Source organism: Cupriavidus sp. CER-90 (assembly GCF_057652055.1).
This window is the reverse complement of record NZ_JBYGYM010000001.1, coordinates 1868955-1890055: the sequence shown is the minus strand read 5'-3', so window position 1 is coordinate 1890055 and position 21101 is coordinate 1868955. Positions and strand designations below refer to the sequence as shown.

The following is a 21101-nucleotide window of genomic DNA, read 5'->3' as shown; positions in this document are numbered from 1 at the left end:
ATCAACCAGCGGCGCTCGATCGTTACGGTCCGGTTAATCGTCCCGTTACCGTGGGGTGAAGGGTTTAGTTACGCCCGCCGTAACGGTCCGTCGCCGACGTTGATTGTTCGCCCGCCGCCGCGTGGCCTATCTTTGCCGTAACGACCGCAGCACACCGGAGACGTCATGCTGAATCCGATACCGGAACGACAATGGGACACGCGCCGCACCGAGAAGCGGCGCCGCCAGGACCTGGGCGCGAAGATCGCCACGGGCAAGGTGGTGCCCACCGGCGACATCGTGCGCTTTCTCGAAACCATCACGGCCCCCGGCGACCGCGTGGTGCTGGAGGGCAACAACCAGAAGCAGGCCGATTTCCTGTCGCGCGCGCTCGCCGAGGCCGATCCGTCGCGCGTGCATGACCTGCACATGATCATCCCGAGCGTGAGCCGGGTGGAACACCTGGACCTGTTCGAGCGCGGCATCGCCCGCAAGCTCGACTTCGCCTACGCGGGCGCCCAGAGCGTGCGGATCTCGCAGTTCCTGGAAGACGGCCTGCTCGAAGTGGGCGCCATCCACACCTATATCGAGCTGTATTCGCGGCTCTATGTCGACCTGACGCCGCAGATCGTGCTCACGGCCGGCTACAAGGCCGACCGCGAGGGCAACCTGTACACCGGCCCCAGCACCGAGGATTCGCCAGCCCTGGTGGAAGCCGCGGCGTTCCGTGACGGCATCGTGATCGCCCAGGTCAACGAGATCGTCGATGATCCGGCCGGCCTGCCGCGCGTGGACATCCCGGGCTCCTGGATCGACTACGTGGTGCAGTCCGACAAGCCGTTCTTCTGCGAGCCGCTGTTCACGCGCGATCCGCGGCTGATCAAGCCGGTGCACATCCTGATGGCGATGATGGCGATTCGCGGCATCTACGAGCGCCACAACGTCCAGTCGCTGAACCACGGCATCGGCTTCAACACCGCCGCCATCGAACTGATCCTGCCCACCTACGGCGAGCAGCTGGGCCTGAAGGGCAAGATCTGCAAGTACTGGACGCTGAACCCGCACCCGACGCTGATCCCGGCCATAGAATCGGGCTGGGTGGAAAGCGTGCACAGCTTCGGCAGCGAACTGGGCATGGAAGACTACGTGGCCGCGCGCCCCGACGTGTTCTTCACCGGCCGCGACGGCAGCATGCGCTCGAACCGCGCGCTGTGCCAGCTGGCCGGCCAGTACGCGGTGGACCTGTTCATCGGCTCCACGCTGCAGATCGACGGCGACGGCCATTCCTCGACGGTCACGCGCGGCCGGCTGTCCGGCTTTGGCGGCGCGCCGAACATGGGCCACAACCCGGGCGGCCGCCGCCACGCCACGCCCGCCTGGCTGGACCTGATCGAAACCGACGACCCGCTGGCCCGGGGCCGCAAGCTCGTGGTGCAGATGGTGGAAACGTTCCAGGCCGGCGGCAAGCCGACCTTCGTGGAATCGATGGATGCCGTGCAGGTGGCCAAGGACAGCGGCATGCCGCTGGCGCCGGTCATGATCTACGGCGACGACGTCACGCACGTGCTGACCGAGGAGGGCATCGCTTACCTGTACAAGGCGCGGTCGCTGGAAGAGCGGCGCCGCATGATCGCCGCCGTGGCCGGCGTCACGCCGATCGGCATGCGGCACGATCCGGCCACCACGCGCCAGATGCGCAGCGACGGCCTGATCGCGCTGCCCGAAGACCTGGGTGTGCATCGCGCGCAGGCCACGCGCTCGCTGCTGGCCGCGCGCAGCATGGCCGACCTGGTGGAATGGTCGGGCGGCCTCTACAACCCGCCGGCCCGCTTCAGGAGCTGGTGATGACTGCTGCGCTTGCCCCTCTCCCACCGGCCGCCCATGGCGATGTCGCGCCGTCCGGCCTGGCCGGCGCCATTGGCGGCCTGGCCGTCGCCGTGCTGGTCGACGAAGCCCGGCTGGCGCCCAAGCCCGGCCTGGTGGACGCGCGCGGCAACGGCACCCATGCCGACATGTCGCTGACGCTGATGATCGCTTCGGCGCACAGTCTGGGCGACAGCTTCTCGGCCATGGCCGTGGCCGGGCAGCAGGCGCGCCGCATCGACGTGGCGCTGCGCGAGCGGCTGGGCGCGCTGGGCCGCGAGGCCGAAACCGCCATGCTGCGCGCCACAGGCGGCGTGAACACGCATCGCGGCGCCATCTGGGCACTGGGCCTGCTGGCCGGTGCGGCGGGCTGGCTTGGCAAGACGCGCGGTGCCCTGCCCAACGCGAAGGCCATTGCCCAGATGGCCGCGGTCATCGCCCGCATGCCCGATCGCCATCGTCCGGCCCACACCGGCAACAAGGGCGAGCTGGCACGTGCCGCCTACGGCGTGGGCGGCGCGCGCGAACAGGCCGAGGCCGGCTTTCCGCACGTGATGGGCATCGGCCTGCCGATGTTGCGCGAGGCCCGCGCGCGTGGCGACGCCGAGCCCACGGCGCAGGTCAACGCGCTGCTGGCCATCATGGCGCGGCTCGACGACACCTGCGTGCTGGCGCGTGCCGGCCGTGCCGGGCTGGCCGACGTACAGGCCGGCGCCGACGCCGTGCTCGACGCCGGCGGCATCGGCACGCTGGCCGGACGCCGACGCCTGCACGACCTCGAAGCCACGATGCACGCGCGCCGTGCATCGCCGGGCGGCAGCGCCGACCTGCTGGCCGCCACCCTTTTTCTTGATCGGCTTGGCGGGCTCTCGGGCGCGCCATCTGGAGAACACTGATGGAACAGCTCCGTTTCGAATACGCCGCAGGCGCCCCGGCCGCGCACCGCGTGCTGGTGGGCGTGGTCGGCTCTGGCGACCTGGAAGTCATCATCGAGCCCTGTGAAGCCGGCAAGACCCTGATCGATGTGACCACGTCGATCAACGGATACGGCCGCGTCTGGGATGCCCAGCTCAACCGCGTGTTCGGCGCCGGACCGCGCGCCGCGATGAAGATCCGCATCCACGACTTCGGCGCCACGCCCGGCGTGGTGGGCATGCGCCTGGCCGAGGCGTTCGAAGCCCTCGACGGCAAGGAGCCGACATGACCCGCGCCGCCCTGCTGTCCCGCGAGAGCTTTGTCGAACTCGGCGCACGCGAACGCGCCCGCGCCCTGCTGGACCCCGGCACCTTCCGCGAACTGGCCGGGCCGTTCGATGGCCTGACCTCGCCGTGGCTGGAACGCCAGGGCGTCGTGCCGCAAGGCGACGACGGTGTGATCGTCGCCAAGGGCCGGATCGACGGGCAGCCCGCCGTGGTGCTGGCCATCGAAGGTTCGTTCCAGGGCGGCAGCCTGGGCGAAGTGGGTGGCGCCAAGATTGCCGGCGCGCTGGAGCTGGCCGCCGACGACAACCGCCGCGGCGTGCCCACGCGTGCCGTCATCCTGTTCGAAACCGGCGGCGTGCGCCTGCAGGAGGCCAACCTGGGGCTGGCCGCGATTGCCGAGATCCATGCCGGCATCGTCGACCTGCGCCGCTACCAGCCGGTGATCGGCGTGATCGCCGGCCAGGTGGGGTGCTTCGGGGGCATGTCGATTGCCGCCGGCCTGTGCAGCGCGCTGGTGGTCACGCGCGAGGCGCGCCTGGGCCTGAACGGGCCGGCCGTGATCGAACAGGAGGCCGGCGTGGGCGAATACGATTCGCGCGACCGCCCGTTCATCTGGGGCCTGACCGGCGGCGAACAACGCCATGCCACGGGCCTGGCCGACCGCTATGTCGACGACGACGCCGCCGCAATCCGCGACGTGGTGGCCGAACTGGCATCCGCGCCCGTGCAGGACACCGCGCGCAGCGAACGCTACGCCGACTATCTGCAACGCATCGCCGCCTATGTCGCTGGCGATACCGTCCATCAACCGGACCCGGCCACCGTGCGCCGCCTCTATGGAGACCGTCAATGAGCGCCACGCCCACACAATCGGCACCCCGCGCCACGAGCCGGGGCGACACCTGGCTGGCCGCCCTGAGCGGCAACGCCGCGCGACTGCCCGGCTATCCGGCATCGGTCCAGGTGGCCGACGTGGAGACCGCCGGCCGCGCCGCGCGCCTGATCGCCGTGGTGCCCGATGCCGCCAGCCCGTTCCCGCGTGCGCGCCAGGGCGAGGCAGGACTGCTCGAAGGCTGGTCGCTGGCGCGCGCCGTCTATGACGCCGTGGCCGCCGACCGCGATCTCCCGGTCAAGCGCGCCATCGTCGCCATTGTCGATACCCCCAGCCAGGCCTATGGCCGGCGCGAGGAAGCGTTCGGCATCCATCAGGCCCTGGCCAGCGCGGCCGCTGCCTATGCCACGGCGCGGCTGCAGGGGCATCCCGTGATTGCGCTGCTGGTGGGCAAGGCGATGTCGGGGGCGTTCCTGGCGCACGGCTACCAGGCCAACCGCATCCTGGCACTGCGCGACCCGGGCGTACAGGTCCACGCAATGGGCAAGGAAGCCGCCGCGCGCATCACGCTGCGCAGTGTCGAAGACCTGGAGGCGTTTGCCGCCACCGTGCCGCCGATGGCCTACGACCTCGACAACTACGCCACGCTGGGCCTGCTGTGGCGCACCGTCGCCGTGCAGGACGCCGCCGCCCCCACCGCGCAGGACCTGGCCGCCGTGCAGGGCCAGCTGGCCGCGGCACTGGCCGACATCGACGCCGATCCGCAGCGCAACCTGCGCAGTCGCCTTCACGGCGAAAACCGCAGCGCCACGCGTCAGGCCCGCGCATTGCTGGCCAGCCAGTGGCAGGACCGGGACTGACATGCACTTCCAGCCGCACGACCTGATCTGGCTGCGCGATCCCGCGGCGTTCATCGCCGAGGGATCGCTGCCGGACTGGGCCGATGCGGACTGGCTGGCGCAGGCGCCGCTGGTGGTGCGGCGCGACCGCGACACGGCCGGGCGCCTCCCGGCCCGTATCCCGGTAGGGGTCCGGGGCCGCACCCGCGCGCAGCGGCACGCCGGCTGGATCGACGCCAACCAGTGCGCGACAGTGGTCTCGCCATTCGACATCGCCCGTGAAGGCTTCTGGCGCCTGCATCCGCGCCGTGACGAGATTCCGGCGCTGCACGCGCTGGATGCGCTCGCCCGGCAGCTGGGCGCATTGCCGCAACCGTGGGGCGTGACGGGCGCCGTCGGCTTTTCGCTGGCTTCCGGCATCGACGTGCTGCACCCCGGAAGCGATATCGACTTGCTGCTGGACGCCTCCGCGCCGCTATCGCCCGCCACGCTGGCCACACTGCAATCGCTGATCGATGCCGATACCGATGCCGTGCGGCTCGACATCCAGGTGGCCACCCCGTATGGCGCCTTTGCGCTGCGCGAGCGGCTGCGTACCGGGGGCCGCGTGCTGCTGAAGACCGACACCGGCCCCGTGCTCTGCGAAGACCCCTGGCGCGCGCCATGCCCACCCTGCTGACCTTTCCCGGCCAGGGCGCCCAGCGCCCCGGCATGCTCCATGCGCTGCCCGATCATCCTGCCGCGGCGCGTACGCTGGCCGAAGCCAGCGACGTGCTGCGCGCGGACATCCTGCTGCACGACGATGCCGCGCATCTGGCGTCCACGGTATCGGTACAGCTCTGCCTGCTGGTGGCGGGCGTGGCCAGCGCCCGCGCCCTGCTCGACGATGGCGCCGAGGCCCATGCCGTGGCCGGATTGTCGATTGGCGCCTACGCGGCAGCGGTCACGGCCGGCGTGCTGCCGTTTACCGATGCCGTACGGCTGGTTGCACAGCGCGGCAGGCTGATGGAGGCCGCCTATCCGTCGGGCTTTGGCATGACCGCGATCCTGGGGCTGGAACAAGGGCCGCTGGAGGCCGTGGTCGCCGATGTGCATCGGCCCGGCATGCCGGTCTATATCGCCAACTACAACGCCGACACCCAGATGGTCGTCGCCGGATCGGACGCGGCCATGGCGCGCGTGGCGGCGCTGGCATTGGCGGCAGGCGCGCGCACGGCGCAGCGGGTGGCGATTGCGGTGCCGTCGCATTGCGCGTTGCTCGACGATGCCGCCGCGACGCTGCGGCGGGCCTTTGCGGACATCGCGTGCCGCCGCCCGACGCTGCGCTACTTCAGCACCAGCGCGGCGCGCGAACTGCGCGACCCGGCGCGCATTGCCGAAGACCTGGCGCGCAACATGGCGCTGCCGGTGCGCTGGCATGAAACGATGCTGCTGGCACGCGCCTGCGACATGCGGCTGGCGGTGGAAATGCCGCCCGGCAATGTGCTGACCCGCCTGTGCCAGCCGCTGTTTCCGCAAGCGGTGGCACTGGCGGACACCCGCGCGGACAGCGTGCGGCTGCTGATGGCGCGCGAGGCAGCGGCCTGATCGCGGCTTTCCTCTACCCCCCGTGGCCGGGTGATAACGGTACTCCCCTCTCCCGCAACGCGGGAGAGGGGTCGGGGGAGAGGGCACCGAGGCTCTGCTTGCCGACATATCGCCTGGCGACGCGCAACGCCCCCTTCCCTCTTCCGCCCCACCAACAGGCCAAAAAACCACAGCATCTAGTCGCGCGGCGTTTTCAACGTGGCCTCCACCGCCTCGCGCAGCGCCTGCAACAGCCGGCTGTCCTCGTCCGCCTTGCGCAGCACCAGCGACATCTGCAGCACCGGCGCGTCCGGCCCCAGGCGGATGCGGCGCACCGGGTAGCGGTCCACGACGGTGGGGTCCATCAGTTGCACCACCGACACCCCCAGGCCCGCGCTGACCATCGCCACGATGGCCGTCACGCTGTCGAACTCCATCGCGCTGCGCTTGTCCGGCAGCAGTCCGTGGACGTGGCGCGCCGCCATCGCGCCCGACACGGTGGCCCGGTCATAACGGATCCAGTCGTAGCGGGCCAGCAGATCGGCCGGCGATTCGTTGCGGCTGCCGGCATCGGGCGGCGCAATCAGCATCAGTTCGCGCGTCGCCACCGGATACCAGCGCAGGCTGGCCACGCGGCCCGATTCGGGGCGCGCCACCACCGCCGCGTCAAGCTGGCCGGCCTTGACCATCTCCATCAGGCCCGTGCTGCGGCCCCGCAGCGGCTTGACCGTCAGGCGCGGATAGCGTTCGCGCAGGTAGCGCAACGTACCCGGCAGCAGCACCGGCTGCATCGATTCGATCACGCCGAACCGCACCGCGCCTTCCACCGCCACGCTGGCCCGCCGGCGCAGCGTGTTCAGGTGCCGCAGCCCCCCTTCCATCGACGCCGACACCTCGCGCGCCAGCGCATTGGGCCGCACCTGCAGCCCGGAGCGATCGAACAGCGGCTGTCCCAGGTATTGCTCCAGCTGCTTCATCTGCATGCTGACCGCACTTGGCGTCAGGTGCATGGTGGCCGCCGCTGCCGCGAACGACCCTTCCTCGATCACGGCCGCCAGCGTGGCGAAGGTCTCCAGCTTCATCAACATTCCTTATCAAGGACGTCAAACAACATCACTTTTTCTTGGTGCCAGCCAAGCATAGACTGGCTTCACGATGTGGCGCAAGGCTGTCACGGCCCCACTCAAACCCCGGCCTGAACCGATAAAGAAGACGATACCGATGCCTGCACAACGCCCCCAAGCCTGGCGCGCCGCCGATGCCCAGCGCGACACTTCCTGGGTCCTGCGCCTGACGGCCGCCGACGTGGCCAGCTTCGATCACGCCCTGGCCCACGCCAAGGCCGTCGGCAAGGCGCCGCTGGACATGACCCGTGACGACTTCCCGCTCGACGACGGCGCCCGCCAGGCGCTGGCGCGCGCGGTGGACATGACCCAGGGCCGCTGGGGCATGTGCCTGGTCAAGGGCTTTCCGGTGGACCGATGGAGCGAGGACGACACCCGCCTGGCCTACTGGGGCATGGGCCTGCATATGGGCGTGGCCCGCACGCAGAACCGGGCCAGCGATTTCATGAACGATGTGCGCGACGTGGGTGCGGCCTACAAGACCACCAACGGCCGCGGCTACAACACCAACGCGGGGCTCGACTTCCATACCGATTCGGGCGATATCGTGGGCCTGATCTGCCGCCGCGCCGCCAAATCGGGCGGCGAGAGCAAGGTGGTCAGCTCGATCGCCCTGCGCGACGCGGTGGCCCAGCGCCGCCCCGACCTGATCTCGGTACTGCAGCAGCCGTTCTACTACAGCTACCAGGGCGCGCAGGACCCGTCCCAGCCGCCCTACTACCCGTTGCCGATCCTGGGCAGCCACCCGACCGCCTTCGCGTTGCGCATCAACCGCAAGAACGTGGTGGCCGCGCAGCGCGACTTCGACGACGTGCCGCGCCTGACCCCGGCGCAGATCGAGGCTCTCGACCTGCTCGACACCTTGCTGACCGATCCCGAGCTCTGCTTTGCCATGCAGCTCGAACAGGGTGACATGCAGCTGCTGAACAACTACGTGACCGTGCATTCGCGCACCAATTTCGAGGACTACGAGGAATTCGACCGCAAGCGTCACCTGCTGCGCCTGTGGCTGGCCGTGCCCGGTTCGCAGCCGCTACCTGACGACTGGGCCGTCTACTTCACCGACGTGCGCGCCGGCGCCGTGCGTGGCGGCCTGCGTGGTAGCGCCCGCACCGCGGCATTCGATGCCTTCGAGCAACGCCAGGCCGCCACGATGGGCATGCCGTTGATGCCCTGGCCGGCAAGCCCCGCAGACCTCGCCGCCGCCAGCACGGCGGCGACCCCCGCCTGATATCGCAAAGAAGGCGGCCGGCCGCCGTGACGTACCCTCACGGCGCCCACCTGACGAGGCGCCGGCTTCATAAAAGAGAAACGGAGACAACCCATGCAACGACGCGACTTTCTGGCGCTGCTCTCGGCGGCGCTGGTGTTGCCCCCCGACCTTCACGCCGCCCCCTCCGTGACCAGGCTGCTGGTCGGGGCCACGCCGGGCGGCGGCACCGACATCGTCGCCCGCTCGCTGGCGGCCGACCTGGAACAGCGCCTCAAGCATCCATTTATCGTCGAGAACCGTGGCGGCGCGGCCGGCAATATCGCCGCCGTGGCGGTGGCCAAGGCCGAGCCCGATGGCGGCACGCTGCTGCTGAGCTTCACCAGCCATGCCATCAACCCGGCCCTGTTCGAGAAGAAGCCGTTCGATCCGATCAAGGACTTCACGCCGATTTCGCTGATTGCCAGCTCCCCGCTGATCCTGGTGGCCCGCCCCGGCCTGGAGGCAAACAATGTGCGCGAGCTGATCGCGCTGGCCAAGGCCAGGCCCGGCAAGATCAGCCTGGCCGTGGCCGGCGTGGGCAGCGCCAACCACCTGGCCGGCGAAATGCTCAAGCACGAGGCCGGCGTCGATATCGTCAGCGTCCCGTACAAGGGTGCCGGCCCGGCCGTGGCCGACGTCGTGGGCAGCCAGGCAGACCTGCTGCTGGGCAATGTGGCCACCGTGCAGCCGCTGCTGCAGGCCGGCAAGATCAAGGGGCTGGGGGTCAGCTGCCCGCAGCGGCTGCCGGCGTTTCCGAACCTGCCGCCGATTGCCGATGTGATCCCGAATTTCGATTATCGGTCGTGGTACGGCCTGCTCGGGCCGGCCGGCATGGCGCCCGAAACGGTCAAGGAACTGGAAGCCGCCGCCGCAGCGGCCGTGGCATCGCCGGCCATGCGCAAGCGGCTGACCGGCGAGGGGCTCGACCCGGTTGGCAACAGCGCCGCACAGTTCACGCAGTTCCTGCAGGGCGAGATCACGCGATGGGCCAAGGTGGTGGCGGTGACACACACGCGGCTGACCTGAAGCACTCCGCTGGCCGCAGCGCCTGTATGCGGCGCGCAACTGCCCGTGCTCGAGCGGGATGCACGCGCTGCCCGCGCGGTCGTATGATGGGGGCTTCCGTCGCCCCGCCCTTGCCGCCATGCCACTCGGGTATCTGCGCAGTCTGACCGCCCACCGCCGCAACCCGGTGTCAAACCGCCGGCTGGCCAGGGTGCTGTGTTTCGTGGCCGGCGCCGCCAACGCGGGCGGCTTCCTGGCGGTCCATCAATACACCTCGCACATGTCAGGGGTGGTGTCCTCCATTGCCGACGAGCTGGTGCTCCATCGCTATGGCATGGTGCTCAACGGCATCGGCGCGCTGGCGTCGTTCATCGGCGGCGCGGCCTGTTCCGCCATGCTGATCCACTGGGCCCGCCGTGCGCGGCTGCGCAGCGAATACGCCATTCCGCTGCTGTTCGAAGCCGTGCTGCTGGTGGGCTTCGGCCTGCTCGGCACGCACCTGGACGACATGGAATGGCTGTTCGTGCCCGCCACCGTGATGCTGCTGTGCTTCATGATGGGGCTGCAGAATGCGCTGATCACCAAGCTGTCGAATGCGGAAATCCGCACCACCCATGTGACCGGCATGGTCACCGACATCGGCATCGAACTCGGCAAGCTGTGCTACTGGAATGGCCTGGCGCGATCCGGCGCGCCCGCTGGATCGCGCTCGGGACCGCAGCCGGTGATGGCCGACCGGCAGAAGCTGCGGCTGCTGGCCGTGCTGGTGGGTCTGTTCTTCCTGGGGGGATTGGCCGGCGCGCAGGCTTTCAGCGCCATCGGCTATTCGGCCACCTTGCCGCTGGCGGCATTGCTGCTGGTCGTCGCCATCATGCCGGTGGCCGACGACGTGCTGACGCGTGCCCTGCTGCGCGCCCACCGGCACCACCTGGTCAGGCGCGCGCGCCGCTGGGGCGCGCGACGCCAGTTCATCGGACCGCCGCCCCCACCTCGAGACTGACCGGGCTCGGCAAGGTCGCGCAGGTTGGCCGGACGGCCCCGCGCCCGGCGCTGCGCATCGGTGGCGTCCACGGGATCAGGCCGCCGGGCGTGCCAGCCAGTCCAGCAGCAAGGTGTTGATCGCGTCGTGGGCCTCGTACTGGACCCAGTGGCCGGCGCCATCGATCACCACGCCCTGCCGGTGTGGCCGGCCATCGACCAATGCCGCCAGCACGGCCGACGGGTCGGCCGTCACATCGTGTTCGCCGTAGGCGATCAGTACGCGGCCACCGGCCTGGGTCTGGGCCTGAAAGCGGTCCAGCGCGGCGGCCAGGCCGCCCGCACGGGAAATCTGCTTGCTGCGAAAACGCGTGTGCCGGCACGACTCGGTATAGGCCAGCAGCGCCAGCGCATCGATCTTGTCGGGGTCCGCGATCATGAACGCCGCCACGTTGTGACGCATCGCCCCGGTCAGCGCGGCGGCATCGCCGGCACGCCGCCAGTCCACCAGGTCGATGGTCTGGCGCCGCACGCCGCCGTGGCCGCCGGGCCCCATCAGCGCGAGGCCACGCACGTTGGGCAGTGCGCTGGCCAGGTAGGACGCCGTCAACCCGCCAAACGAAAAGCCCACCAGATCCACCGGCCCTTCCACCGGCAGTTGCGCGAAGCCGGCCGCTACGGTAGCCACCAGCGTCGCCATCTCGCCATCGGCCGGATCGCCCGAGGCGCCAAAGCCGGGCAGGTCGGGCACCCAGACCGTATGCCGCGCGGCCAGCGCCTCGATATTGCGCGCCCAGTGCAGCCAGCTGCCGTGGCCGCCGTGCACCAGCAGCACCTGCCGCCCCGCGCCAAAGCGGCGCCAGACGATGCGGCAGCCGCCAACATCGGTGGAATGAATATGCCCGGACTGCGTCAGCCGGTGCACGAACCCGGCTGCCTCGCGCACATCCGGCGCGCCTGCGGCTGCAATGGTGTCGATCGATTCCGCTTCACTGGCGGCCATATCCGTCATCCTGCGCTCTCCTGTCCGTTACGCGCCGAGCACCGCCACGGCGTCCGCCGCGCGAACGCCCTGGCCCGCCGGCAGCACAAACACCGGGTGGATCTCGGCTTCCACCGGACGTGGCCCCAAGGCGGCCGCCATCCGCGAAAACGCCACGATAGCATCGACCCGCGTATCGGCGTCGGCTGTTGGCCGTCCACGACAGCCATCGCGCAGCGGGCCTAGACCGCCGACGCTTCCTTGCCCTGCTTCACCTTGGCGTCGAGCACCGGCGGCGCGGTAACGATCGACGTCAGCGCGGGCTCGGCCGGCTTGAGGGCGGCCAGGTCCGGCAGCGGGCGGCGCAGCGACGGCATGGCGGCGAATGCCTGCTCCATCGCGTGGGACACGCCCAGCGTCTCGTGGTCCTTGCGGAAACCGCCCACGATCTGCAGGCCAAACGGCATGCCCGCGTGATCGCGGCCACACGGCAGCGACAGCGCCGGATGCGTGGTCAGCGTGACCACGTACGTCAGCGACAGCCAGCGGTAATAGTTCTCCTGGCGCACGCCATTGATCGATTCGGCGTAGAGCGACGTCCACGGGAACGGCGACACCGGCGTGGTCGGCGACAGGATCACGTCGTAGTCGCGATACAACTGCTGGAACCGCTGCAGGATGCGCGTCTGTTCGGCTTGCGCCCAGGCGCTGTCCAGCAGCGACATGCGCGCGCCCATCTCGTAGTTGGCCCGCGTGTTCGGGCCCAGCTTCGACGGGTCGCGCGCGTAGGCGTCGCGCATGCCGGCCACGAAGCTTTCCGCGCGCAGCACGTCGAAGCAGCGGTGCGCTTCGCCCAGGTCGATATCGATGGCGTCGCAACGGCGGAACAGGTGACGCATCGCGGCGATCTTCTCGCGGAACGTGCGGCGGATGCCGTCATCGACATCGCAGCAGCCAAAGTCTTCGGTGTACGCCACGCGCAGGCTGCCCAGGTCCACCGGCATCGGCGCCAGGAACGACTGCGGATCGAGCGGGTAGGTCAGCGGATCGCTGGCCGATACCCCGGCGGAGGCCGCCAGCTGCAGGCAGGCATCGGCCACGGTGCGGCCCATCGGCCCCACCACCGAGATCGGCGTCCAGCCCAGCAGCTTGCGCGAACTCGGCACCACGCCCGGCGACGGACGGAAGCCCACCACCCCGCACTTCGCGGCCGGGATGCGCAGCGACCCCCCGGTGTCCGAGCCCGTGCAGACCGGCAGCAGGTCTGCCGCCAGCGCGGCGGCCGAGCCGCCCGACGATCCGCCCGCGTTGAGGTTCGGATTGAACGGATTGCCCGTGGCGCCCCAGACGTCGTTGCGCGAATTGGCACCGGCGCCCATTTCCGGGATATTGGTCTTGCCGGCCACGATGGCCCCCGCAGCGCGCAGGCGCGCCACCAGCACATTGTCTTCGGCCGGCACGTTGTCGCGGTACAGCGGCGAGCCGTACGTCGTCAGCAGGCCGGCCGTGGCCTCCAGGTCCTTCACGCCAAGCGGCAGGCCGTGCAGCAGGCCCAGCGGCTTGCCATCGAGCACCGCCCGTTCGGCGGCGCGGGCTTCTTCGCGGGCGCGGTCGAAGCAGGTGGCGGTCACCGCGTTGAGGAACGGGTTCACCTGTCCGATCTGCGTGATGCAGGCGTCCAGCAGCTCGACCGGCGAAATTTCCTTGCTGCCGATCATGCGCCGCAGCTCGGTGGCCGGGCGCGCCACCAGCGTCTTCTGTGCTTCGTTCACGACTGTCTCCAGAGGCCGTCTCAATCGGCCGTAATGTTCGCACGCTGTGCCGTGGCGCGCATCAGCGGCAGTTCCTTCGCAATCAATGCGGACACCGCCGCGCCGTTGCCATCCAGCGGTTCGAAGCCCGCCTGGGTCAGCGCCTTGCGCGTTTCCGGGTCGGCCATCACGTCGGCCAGTGCCTTTTCCAGCTTCAGCTTCACGTCGGCCGGCAGGCCGCGCGGCGCCACCAGCGCCAGCCAGGTGTCGGCGTCGATGCCGGGATAGCCCGCTTCGGCGGCCGTCGGCACGTCAGGCAGCAGCGCGGACCGCCTGGCGGTGGTCACGGCAATGGCCTTGACCTTGCCCGACTTCACCTGCGGGATCGCGGCGGCCACGGTATCCACCGTGAACGGGATCTGCCCGCCGATCAGGTCGGTCATGGCCGGCGCGCTGCCCTTGTACGGCACGTGCAGCAGCTTCACGCCGGCCAGGTTGAACAGCATCTCGCCGGCGAACTGGGCCGTGGTGCCGCTGCCGAACGACCCGTACGTCAGCTTGCCCGGTTGCGCCTTGGCGGCGGCCACCAGCTGCTTCAGGTTGCTGACGGGCTGGTCCTTGTTGGCCAGCAGGATCAGACCGGTGCGGCCCATAAACCCGATCGGCTCGAAGCTCTTCACGGGGTCGTACGGCAGCTTGGCGTGGATGGGCGGGTTCACCGTGAACGTGGTGCCCGAGCTGGCCAGCAGCGTATAGCCGTCCGGCGCGGCCTTGGCGACGTAGCTGGCGCCGACGATGGTGCCTGCGCCGGGGCGGTTGTCGACCACCACGGTCTGGCCAAGCTTGTCGCCAAGCTTCTTGCCGACCAGGCGCCCGATCACGTCGGTGGCGCCACCGGGCGGGAACGGAATCACAAGCTGGATCGGCTTGGACGGAAACGTGTCCGCAAACGCCAGCGAGGCACCGGCTGCGAGGCTGCACGCAACGACGGCGTGGGCAATTTGGGAAGGCAAACGGGTCATGATCAAGCTCCGCAACGATGCAATCGACAGATCGGGATTCGGTTCAGGGGACTATCAGGCGGCCAGCGCCGCGCCACGCTCGGCAAAGCGCGCGTATTCCTCGGGCGGCACGAACAGGCCGCCGGTCGTCCACACCAGATGGGTGGCATGGGCCATCGCGCCGTCCAGATGATGCTGTGACAGGTAGGCGCGCCCGGCTTCGGTGCCGGTCAGCATGCCCGGGCCGCTGAAGCCGGCCGCGGCGGACGGCTCGATGCGCAAGCCTTCGGCTTCGCGCACGCGATGGAGGTCGGCAAACAGGGTGTCGTCGGCCACGGTGCAAACCCCGGCCAGCAGCGCACGCATGGCCTCCGCGGCCAGCGCCGACGCCTGCGGCACGGCCAGCCCGTCGGCCTCGGTGCGGTTGGTCAGGCCCACGTCGTACACCGTGGCGCCGGGCGTCAGCATTTCCACCAGGAAGCACGGCGACTGCGTGGGCTCGACAAAGACCGGATGCACATTCGGGCCATAAAGCTGGCGCAATCCGAAGGCGATGCCGGCTGGCGCGCCGCCCACGCCGCATGGCAGGTAGACGAACAGCGGGTGCGCGGCATCGACCTTCACGTCTGCCCCGGCTAGTTGGTCATGCAGATGCAGGGCGGCGGCACTGTAGCCCAGCATCAGCGACAGCGACCGTTCATCGTCGACGAAATAGCTGTACGGGTCGGCATCGGCCTCGCGGCGCCCGGCCGCGACGGCGGCGGCATAGTCGCCCGTGTGTTCCACCACGGCCACGCCACGCGCCCGCAGGCGCGCCTTCTTCCATTCCTTGGCGTCGGCCGACATGTGGACGGCCGCACGGAAGCCCAGCGCCGAGGCCATCACGCCGATACTCAGCCCGAGGTTGCCCGTGGAGCCCACCGCCACCTGGTAGCGGCCGAACAGCGCGCGTGCCGGGGCTTCGGCCAGCACGCCGTAGTCAGCGTCACGCGTCACCAGGCCGTGTTCGAGCGCCAGCGACTCGGCAAACTCCAGCACTTCATGAATGCCGCCGCGCGCCTTGATCGACCCGGCCACGGGCAGGCTGTGATCGGCCTTGATCCACAGCGCGCCGGCCGACGCGGGCAGACGGAGCGCACGCTGCATGGCCGGCGCGGGCAGCAGGTCCGATTCGATCCGTCCTGCGCTGCCCTGCAGTTCGGGAAACAGCCGCGCCAGCAGCGGCGCAAATCTGTCGAAGCGTGCCCGGGCCGCTTTCACATCAGCTAGACTAATGCCGCGCCCTTCCACGACGGTGGGTACGGCCGCAGCGTCGCTACGGTGGGGGTTGCCCCAGAAGACCGGGCGGGCGGCCTGCAGATCGGCGAGCAGTTGTTGCGGGAGTATGGAAAAATCGGTCGGCATGAAGCAAGGAAAAGCGGATGGGGTGACTTCATTCTTGTCCCATTACACCGTCGTGACAAACCATTTGTACTGATCCGAGCATTAGCCTGACTAATGGCCAATACGCTTTCTGCATCATTATTGGGCTGGCTGCGCTGTTTTGAGGCGGCGGCCCGACATTGCAACTTCACCCAGGCGGCCGCCGAGCTGTGCGTGACCCAGGGCGCGGTCAGCCAGCAGGTCAAGCAACTGGAGCAATGGCTGGACCGGCCGCTGTTCCTGCGCACGCCGCGCGCGCTGGTGCTGACGCCGGAAGGCGAGCGCCTGCGCTTTGTGCTGCGCGAGTCGTTCCAGGCCATCGAAGGCACGCTGACGCAGTTGCGCAGGCCGCGCGACAAGCAGCCCATCGCGCTGTCGTGCTCGCCGTCATTCGCGATGGTGTGGCTCACGCCCCGGCTGGGCAGCTTCTTCCGCCAGCATCCGGACATCGGCTTGCGCGTCTATGGCGAATTCCACGCGCTCGACCGCTCGCGCATGCTGCGCGACGGCACCGAGGCCGCCGTGCGCTTCGATCCCGGCGGCTATCCGGACCTCAAGGCGCATCAGTTTCTGGAGGAATGGCTGATCCCGGTGGCCAGCCCCGCCTATCTCGACGCGCACCCCGAACTGCGATCGCCCGAAGGCCTGCGCGCCGGCATGCTGCTGCACGACGTAACCCCGTGGGATGGCGCCGGCGAGTTCGAGGAATGGCAATGCTGGCTGCGCCACGCCGGCCTGACCCTGCCCGACGCATCGGACGGCCAGCGATTCAACCTGTCGCAACTGGCCATCAATGCCGCGCTGGCCGGGCAAGGCGTCGCCATGGGACGTTCCGCGCTGGTGCTGGAAGACCTGGAATCGGGCCGCCTGGTGGACCTCTGGGGCATCCACGCGCGCAGCCACGCGTCGTACCACTTTGTCTGCGCGCACGGGCAGACCGCCCAGGTGGCCGAAGTGGAAGCCTGGCTAGTGGCCGAGGGCGCGGCATTCGACGCCGCGCGCCGGCGTGTGCTGGGAATCGGCTAGGGCGCCTGGCTAGCGCGGGTGGCTAGGCCTGCATCGTATCAATGTGGACTTCGGACTCCAGCGTGCGATGCACCGGGCATTTGTCGGCAATGGCCATCAGCGAGGCGCGCTGCTCCGTGGTCAGCTCGCCACTGATCGCGATGCGCCGCTCGATCCGGTCCACCATGCCCACGGTGGTCTCGCAGCTGGCGCAGTCCTTCGCGTGGATCTTTTCGTGCCGCAACTGCACGGCCACGTGCTCCAGCGGCAACGCCTTGCGTTCGGCGTACATGCGCATCGTCATCGACGTACAGGCACCCAGCGCCGACAAGAGCAGCTCATAGGGATTCGGACCGGCATCGTCGCCGCCCAGCGCAGCGGGCTCGTCCGCAACGAACGCATGGCCGCCCACGCGTACGGTCTGCTGGTATCGGCCCCGATGGCGCTCGGCCACCACCACCACGCCCGGCTCGGGAATTTCGGCCTGGACGTCCTCGGTCAGCGTGGGCAGGTAATGCTGGGCCCACGCCGCGATCATGCTGGCCGCATATGCCGCGCCGGCGCGGTTCTGCAGCAGGTGGTCGGCGCCGTCCAGCGCCACGTAGCTCTTGGGCTGCGCGGCGGCCTCGAAGATCGCCAGGCCGTTCTGCACTTCCACCGTGTCGTCGGTCGGCGACTGCAGGACCAGTAGCGGCTTGCCAAGGTGGGCCACCTCGTCGAGCAGCGTGTGACGGGAAACATCGTCGATGAACTGCCGCGCGATGCGGAACGGACGCCCCGCCAGCCTGACCTCCAGCTCGCCTTCGGCGCGAATGCGCTCGACGTTGTCGCCCAGCAGCCCCAGCACATGGCGCGGATCGCTGGGCGCGGCGATCGTGACCACGGCGCGCAGTTCGGGCAGGCGACGGGCCATGCCCAGCACGGCGGCACCGCCCAGGCTATGGCCGATCAGCAGCGTGGGCGCCTGGCCGCGCGCACGCATATACATGGCCACGGCCTCCAGGTCGGCCAGGTTCGACGAGAAATTGGTGCTGGCGAAATCGCCCTCGCTGGCCCCGATGCCCGTGAAATCGAAGCGCAATACGGCAATGCCCTGGGCCGTCAGTGCCCGCGCGATGCGCGTGGCCGCCAGGCTGTCCTTGCCACAGGTAAAGCAGTGCGCAAACAGCGCATGCGCGCGCACCGGGCCATCGGGCCACTCCATCCGGCCGGACAGCGTACCGCCCTGACTGCCGGGAATCTCGATTTTCTCGACGCTCATCACTGCCCCCTCGACACGCGTTGCCCGAACTCCCGAAGCATAGTCCACGCACCGGCTTCGCGTGAGGGCGCGCCATCGGCGCGGTCGCCTGGCGCCTGGCGCCTGGCTCAGGCCATATCGATCAGCGCGGGGTCCATGTAGCGTTCGGCGTAGGCGCGATGGATGCCCGCCGCGATGAACAGGTCGAACAGCTCGGCGTCGATATGCTGCTGGTCGCGCAGCCGGGTCATGATGCCCACGGCTTCGGACAGCGTCTTGGCCTTCTTGTATGGGCGGTCGGCAGCCGTCAGCGCCTCGAAGATATCGGCGATCCCCATCATCCTGGCCAACGGGCTCATCTGGTCGCGTTTGAGACCACGCGGATAGCCGGTGCCATCCATCTTTTCGTGATGCCCGCCCGCAATCTCCGGCACGTCGCGCAGATGCTTCGGAAACGGCAGGCGCGACAGCATGATCTGCGTCTGCACGATATGGTCCTCGATCTTGAATCGCTCCTCGGCGGTCAGCGTACCGCGCGATATCGTCAGGTTGTGCAGTTCGCCACGGTCGTAGAGATACTCGGGGGTGCGAAGCCGGAACCCCCACGGATTGATGTCGGCGATCTGGTCCCTTGCGGCACGTTCGATCCGATGATCCGGACGGTCGGCCAGCAGCGGCTCCATGACCGGCAGCGGCGCGGCCGGCATGCTGTGCCGGCGGGTCAATTCCTCGTGCGAGACGCCGAGCCGGTCGTCCAGCGTGCGCCGCCAGGTCCGCGTGGCGATCTGCCGCAGGCGGGCCTGGTCCCCGGCCTCCATCTGCTCGCCGCCCACATTGCACGCCGCCACGAACGCGAATTCCTCGTCGAGCTGGCGCAGCAGCCCATCGCGCCGCTCGCGCGCGGCCTGCGGATCTTCGCCATCGGCCACGGCCTGCAGGCAGGCGATTTCCGCGTCGCGCTTCAGCACCTCGAAGCGCATGCGCACTTCGTGAATACGGTCATACAGCGTTTCGAGCTTGGTGGCCTTGTCGATCACGTAGTCGGGCGTGGTGACCTTGCCGCAGTCATGCAGCCAGGCGGCCACGTGCAGCGCCTCCCATTCCGTTTCGGTCAGGTGGAAGGACTGGTAGGGCCCTTCGGTGGCATCGCAGGCGGCCCGGGCCAGCAGCTTGGCCAGTTCCGGCACGCGCGCGCAGTGGCCGCCGGTGTGCGGGCTCCTGGCATCGATGGCGCCGGCCAGCAGGCGGATGAACGCATCGAACAGGTCGCGCTGCGCCGTGGTGAGCTCGCCCACCTCCAGCGCGCCGGCCGACAGGCTGGCCATGGTGCTGGCAAATGCCAGCTGCGCAGCTTCGATCGGCGTATCGCGCAGCACCAGCACGACGCCCAGCAGCGCCTGCTGGCGGTTGATCAGCGGAATGACGGCGGCGTGTACCGGCGCGGCACCCGCCAGCACATCGAGCCGCGCGGCGGCCACGTCGGCCGATGTCAGATGGCCGGCGCGCGCCGCGCCTTCGCGCACGGCCGCGCGCACCAGCGCCAGGGTGTCCTGCGCCAGCGTCTCGCTCATCGTGGTCACTTCGGTGCCACTGCGGTCGAAGCCCACGGCGGGGCGCAGGCCTTCGTCCTCATTGGCGGCCAGGTACAGCGCCCCCGCCTGTCCGCCTGCGGCGCTCAGCGTCTCCTGCAGCAGCAGCGGCAGCAGCCGGTCGAGGCGGTGCTCGGCCGATACGGCCCCCATGACGTGCAGCATGCGCTGGATGGTGCCGCGCATCTGGTCCATCGTCATGGCCAGATCGTTCACTTCATCAATTTGCGAGCGGACCGACACGGGACGCACGAAATCGAAGCGGCGGATGGCGTCGGCCTCGGCGGCCAGCGATTGCAGCGGCCGCGCCACGCTGCGCGCGACCAGCCAGGTGACCGGCAATGCCAGCAGCAGCACCAGCCCGGTCATGACCATGCCCCACGCGGCGTGTTGCCGGGCATCGTGCAATAGCTCGGCCTGCGGAATGGCGGACACCAGCAGCAGCGAATTGGGGTCCTTGGGGTCCAGCCAGTCCACCGACGTGTACCAGTCTTCGCCATCGGCACGTTCCAGCTGCATGGGGTGGGCAACGGCCTGCGGGTCGCCGGGCGCCGCCACCCTGGCGGCAAGGCCGGTCAGTACGGCCAGGCCGTAGTCCTCGGGACGACCCGCCGGGTCCATGATCACCGTATCGGGCGCGGCCACGGAATCGGGCGTCGTACGGTTGATCGCGACGAGTTTGCCCTTGCGGTCCAGCAGCGCCAGCACCGCGCGCGGCGTCAGCGTTTCGTGGTTCAACAGCTGGCCCAGCGCGTCCAGCCGGAAGTCCCCGCCAACCACGGCCCGCCCGTCAGCGGTGCGCAAGGCCAGCGTGGCACCCGATTCGCGGTCGGAATAGAACATGTACGGATCGGTGCGCACCAGCGTTCCGGACGCCATGGCCGAGGCGTACCAGGGCCGCGTGCGCGGGTCGTAGCGCCCGGCAAAGTCGGCGGCATCGGCCTCGCCGATCGGATCCAGGTCAGGCGCCAGGTAATAGTACCGACCCACTGCGCGACCGCTGTCGCGGTCCACGCTTTGCACCAGGAATGCCGCGCGCGGCGGCGCCTTGTAGGCGGCGCGCTCGCCCTCGTCGCGCAGCGGGCGCATATAGAAGAAACTGCCGTCCGCGTAGCCGATATACAGCGCCTGCAGGATCGGCGAGCTTTCCAGCGCGTCGCGCATCAGCGCCATGCGCTGCTTGCGCTGCGCCAACAACCTGGCATCGGCCAGCGAACTGTGGGTGAGCAGCCGGACCGCCATCTGGGCGGGCTGCAACAGGTTCTCGACTTCCTCCAGGCTCTCGCGGCTGACGCGCTGGGTGGTGTCCGTGACCGACCGCTCTAGCGCGTCCTTGGTCATCACGTAGTTGATGCTGCAAATCAGCGCCCCCACCAGCAGCACCAGCGAGCCGAACCACGTCCAGAGATGGAAATGGAGCCGCACGCTCCGTCGCACTGCCGTTGCCATACAGCCCCTCCCGATGTGGGGT

At 69.4% G+C, this 21101-nt stretch carries 17 protein-coding genes and 2 pseudogenes; 11 read left to right on the top strand and 8 right to left on the bottom strand.

Annotated elements, in window-relative coordinates:
* Positions 1 to 165: 165 nt before the first annotated feature.
* The 7 genes from mdcA to mdcH are packed head-to-tail and all read left to right on the top strand — an operon-like array spanning position 166 to position 6302.
* Positions 166 to 1824 (top strand): malonate decarboxylase subunit alpha, encoded by a 1659-nt coding sequence (gene mdcA, locus AC24R4_RS08405; RefSeq protein WP_400395154.1) that lies wholly within the window; start codon positions 166 to 168, stop codon positions 1822 to 1824.
* Complete coding sequence (locus AC24R4_RS08400; RefSeq protein WP_400395152.1) at positions 1824 to 2738, top strand: triphosphoribosyl-dephospho-CoA synthase; 915 nt, start codon at positions 1824 to 1826, stop codon at positions 2736 to 2738. Before mdcA ends, AC24R4_RS08400 begins: the two co-directional genes overlap by 1 nt.
* Positions 2738 to 3046, top strand: a complete 309-nt coding sequence (locus AC24R4_RS08395) for a malonate decarboxylase subunit delta (protein ID WP_487522727.1) — start codon at positions 2738 to 2740, stop codon at positions 3044 to 3046. Before AC24R4_RS08400 ends, AC24R4_RS08395 begins: the two co-directional genes overlap by 1 nt.
* Entirely contained in the window at positions 3043 to 3897 is an 855-nt protein-coding gene (locus AC24R4_RS08390; protein ID WP_487522726.1) for a biotin-independent malonate decarboxylase subunit beta, read from the top strand. The genes AC24R4_RS08395 and AC24R4_RS08390 overlap by 4 nt, the downstream gene beginning before the upstream one ends.
* Positions 3894 to 4736: a biotin-independent malonate decarboxylase subunit gamma gene (gene mdcE, locus AC24R4_RS08385; RefSeq protein WP_487522725.1), complete on the top strand. Its 843-nt coding sequence runs from the start codon at positions 3894 to 3896 to the stop codon at positions 4734 to 4736. The genes AC24R4_RS08390 and mdcE overlap by 4 nt, the downstream gene beginning before the upstream one ends.
* 1 nt (position 4737) lies before the next feature.
* Positions 4738 to 5394, top strand: coding sequence for a malonate decarboxylase holo-ACP synthase (locus AC24R4_RS08380; RefSeq protein WP_400396440.1), 657 nt, complete (start codon positions 4738 to 4740; stop codon positions 5392 to 5394).
* On the top strand, positions 5379 to 6302 hold the full coding sequence (mdcH, locus tag AC24R4_RS08375) for a malonate decarboxylase subunit epsilon (RefSeq protein ID WP_487522724.1): 924 nt from the start codon (positions 5379 to 5381) through the stop codon (positions 6300 to 6302). Before AC24R4_RS08380 ends, mdcH begins: the two co-directional genes overlap by 16 nt.
* 176 nt (positions 6303 to 6478) lie before the next feature.
* Here the strand turns inward: mdcH and AC24R4_RS08370 are convergent, their stop codons facing one another.
* Complete coding sequence (locus AC24R4_RS08370; RefSeq protein WP_487522723.1) at positions 6479 to 7363, bottom strand: LysR family transcriptional regulator; 885 nt, start codon at positions 7361 to 7363, stop codon at positions 6479 to 6481.
* Positions 7364 to 7502: 139 nt separating this feature from the next.
* Between AC24R4_RS08370 and AC24R4_RS08365 the strand changes: the two genes are divergently transcribed.
* The 3 genes and pseudogenes from AC24R4_RS08365 to AC24R4_RS08355 all read left to right on the top strand — a co-directional run.
* Positions 7503 to 8636, top strand: coding sequence for a TauD/TfdA family dioxygenase (locus AC24R4_RS08365; protein ID WP_487522722.1), 1134 nt, complete (start codon positions 7503 to 7505; stop codon positions 8634 to 8636).
* Between the two features lie 93 nt (positions 8637 to 8729).
* The gene (locus AC24R4_RS08360; protein ID WP_487522721.1) at positions 8730 to 9683 is read left to right on the top strand and encodes a tripartite tricarboxylate transporter substrate binding protein; all 954 of its coding nucleotides are present in this window, start codon (positions 8730 to 8732) and stop codon (positions 9681 to 9683) included.
* 118 nt (positions 9684 to 9801) lie between these two features.
* A pseudogene (locus AC24R4_RS08355) lies at positions 9802 to 10614 on the top strand (YoaK family protein); the annotation flags it as partial.
* A gap of 123 nt (positions 10615 to 10737) precedes the next feature.
* Here AC24R4_RS08355 and AC24R4_RS08350 read toward each other — a convergent pair.
* The 5 genes and pseudogenes from AC24R4_RS08350 to dsdA form a co-directional block, all read right to left on the bottom strand.
* Positions 10738 to 11652, bottom strand: coding sequence for an alpha/beta fold hydrolase (locus tag AC24R4_RS08350; RefSeq protein WP_487522720.1), 915 nt, complete (start codon positions 11650 to 11652; stop codon positions 10738 to 10740).
* Between the two features lie 18 nt (positions 11653 to 11670).
* Positions 11671 to 11862: pseudogene (locus tag AC24R4_RS08345) on the bottom strand (hypothetical protein); the annotation flags it as partial.
* Positions 11863 to 11864: 2 nt separating this feature from the next.
* Positions 11865 to 13340 (bottom strand): amidase, encoded by a 1476-nt coding sequence (locus AC24R4_RS08340; RefSeq protein ID WP_400394761.1) that lies wholly within the window; start codon positions 13338 to 13340, stop codon positions 11865 to 11867.
* A 74-nt stretch (positions 13341 to 13414) separates the two neighbouring features.
* A complete protein-coding gene (locus AC24R4_RS08335) occupies positions 13415 to 14395 on the bottom strand; it encodes a Bug family tripartite tricarboxylate transporter substrate binding protein (RefSeq protein WP_400394756.1) in 981 nt (326 codons plus the stop codon).
* 54 nt (positions 14396 to 14449) lie between these two features.
* Positions 14450 to 15778: a D-serine ammonia-lyase gene (gene dsdA, locus AC24R4_RS08330; RefSeq protein ID WP_400394755.1), complete on the bottom strand. Its 1329-nt coding sequence runs from the start codon at positions 15776 to 15778 to the stop codon at positions 14450 to 14452.
* A gap of 93 nt (positions 15779 to 15871) precedes the next feature.
* On the opposite strand from dsdA, the gene AC24R4_RS08325 reads away from it, so the two are divergent.
* Positions 15872 to 16822, top strand: a complete 951-nt coding sequence (locus tag AC24R4_RS08325) for a LysR family transcriptional regulator (protein ID WP_400394753.1) — start codon at positions 15872 to 15874, stop codon at positions 16820 to 16822.
* Positions 16823 to 16844: 22 nt separating this feature from the next.
* Here the strand turns inward: AC24R4_RS08325 and AC24R4_RS08320 are convergent, their stop codons facing one another.
* Together AC24R4_RS08320 and AC24R4_RS08315 are read right to left on the bottom strand one after the other, a co-directional pair.
* Positions 16845 to 18062 (bottom strand): bifunctional alpha/beta hydrolase/OsmC family protein, encoded by a 1218-nt coding sequence (locus tag AC24R4_RS08320; protein ID WP_487522719.1) that lies wholly within the window; start codon positions 18060 to 18062, stop codon positions 16845 to 16847.
* 107 nt (positions 18063 to 18169) lie between these two features.
* Complete coding sequence (locus tag AC24R4_RS08315) at positions 18170 to 21079, bottom strand: HD domain-containing phosphohydrolase (RefSeq protein ID WP_487522718.1); 2910 nt, start codon at positions 21077 to 21079, stop codon at positions 18170 to 18172.
* Positions 21080 to 21101: the final 22 nt, after the last annotated feature.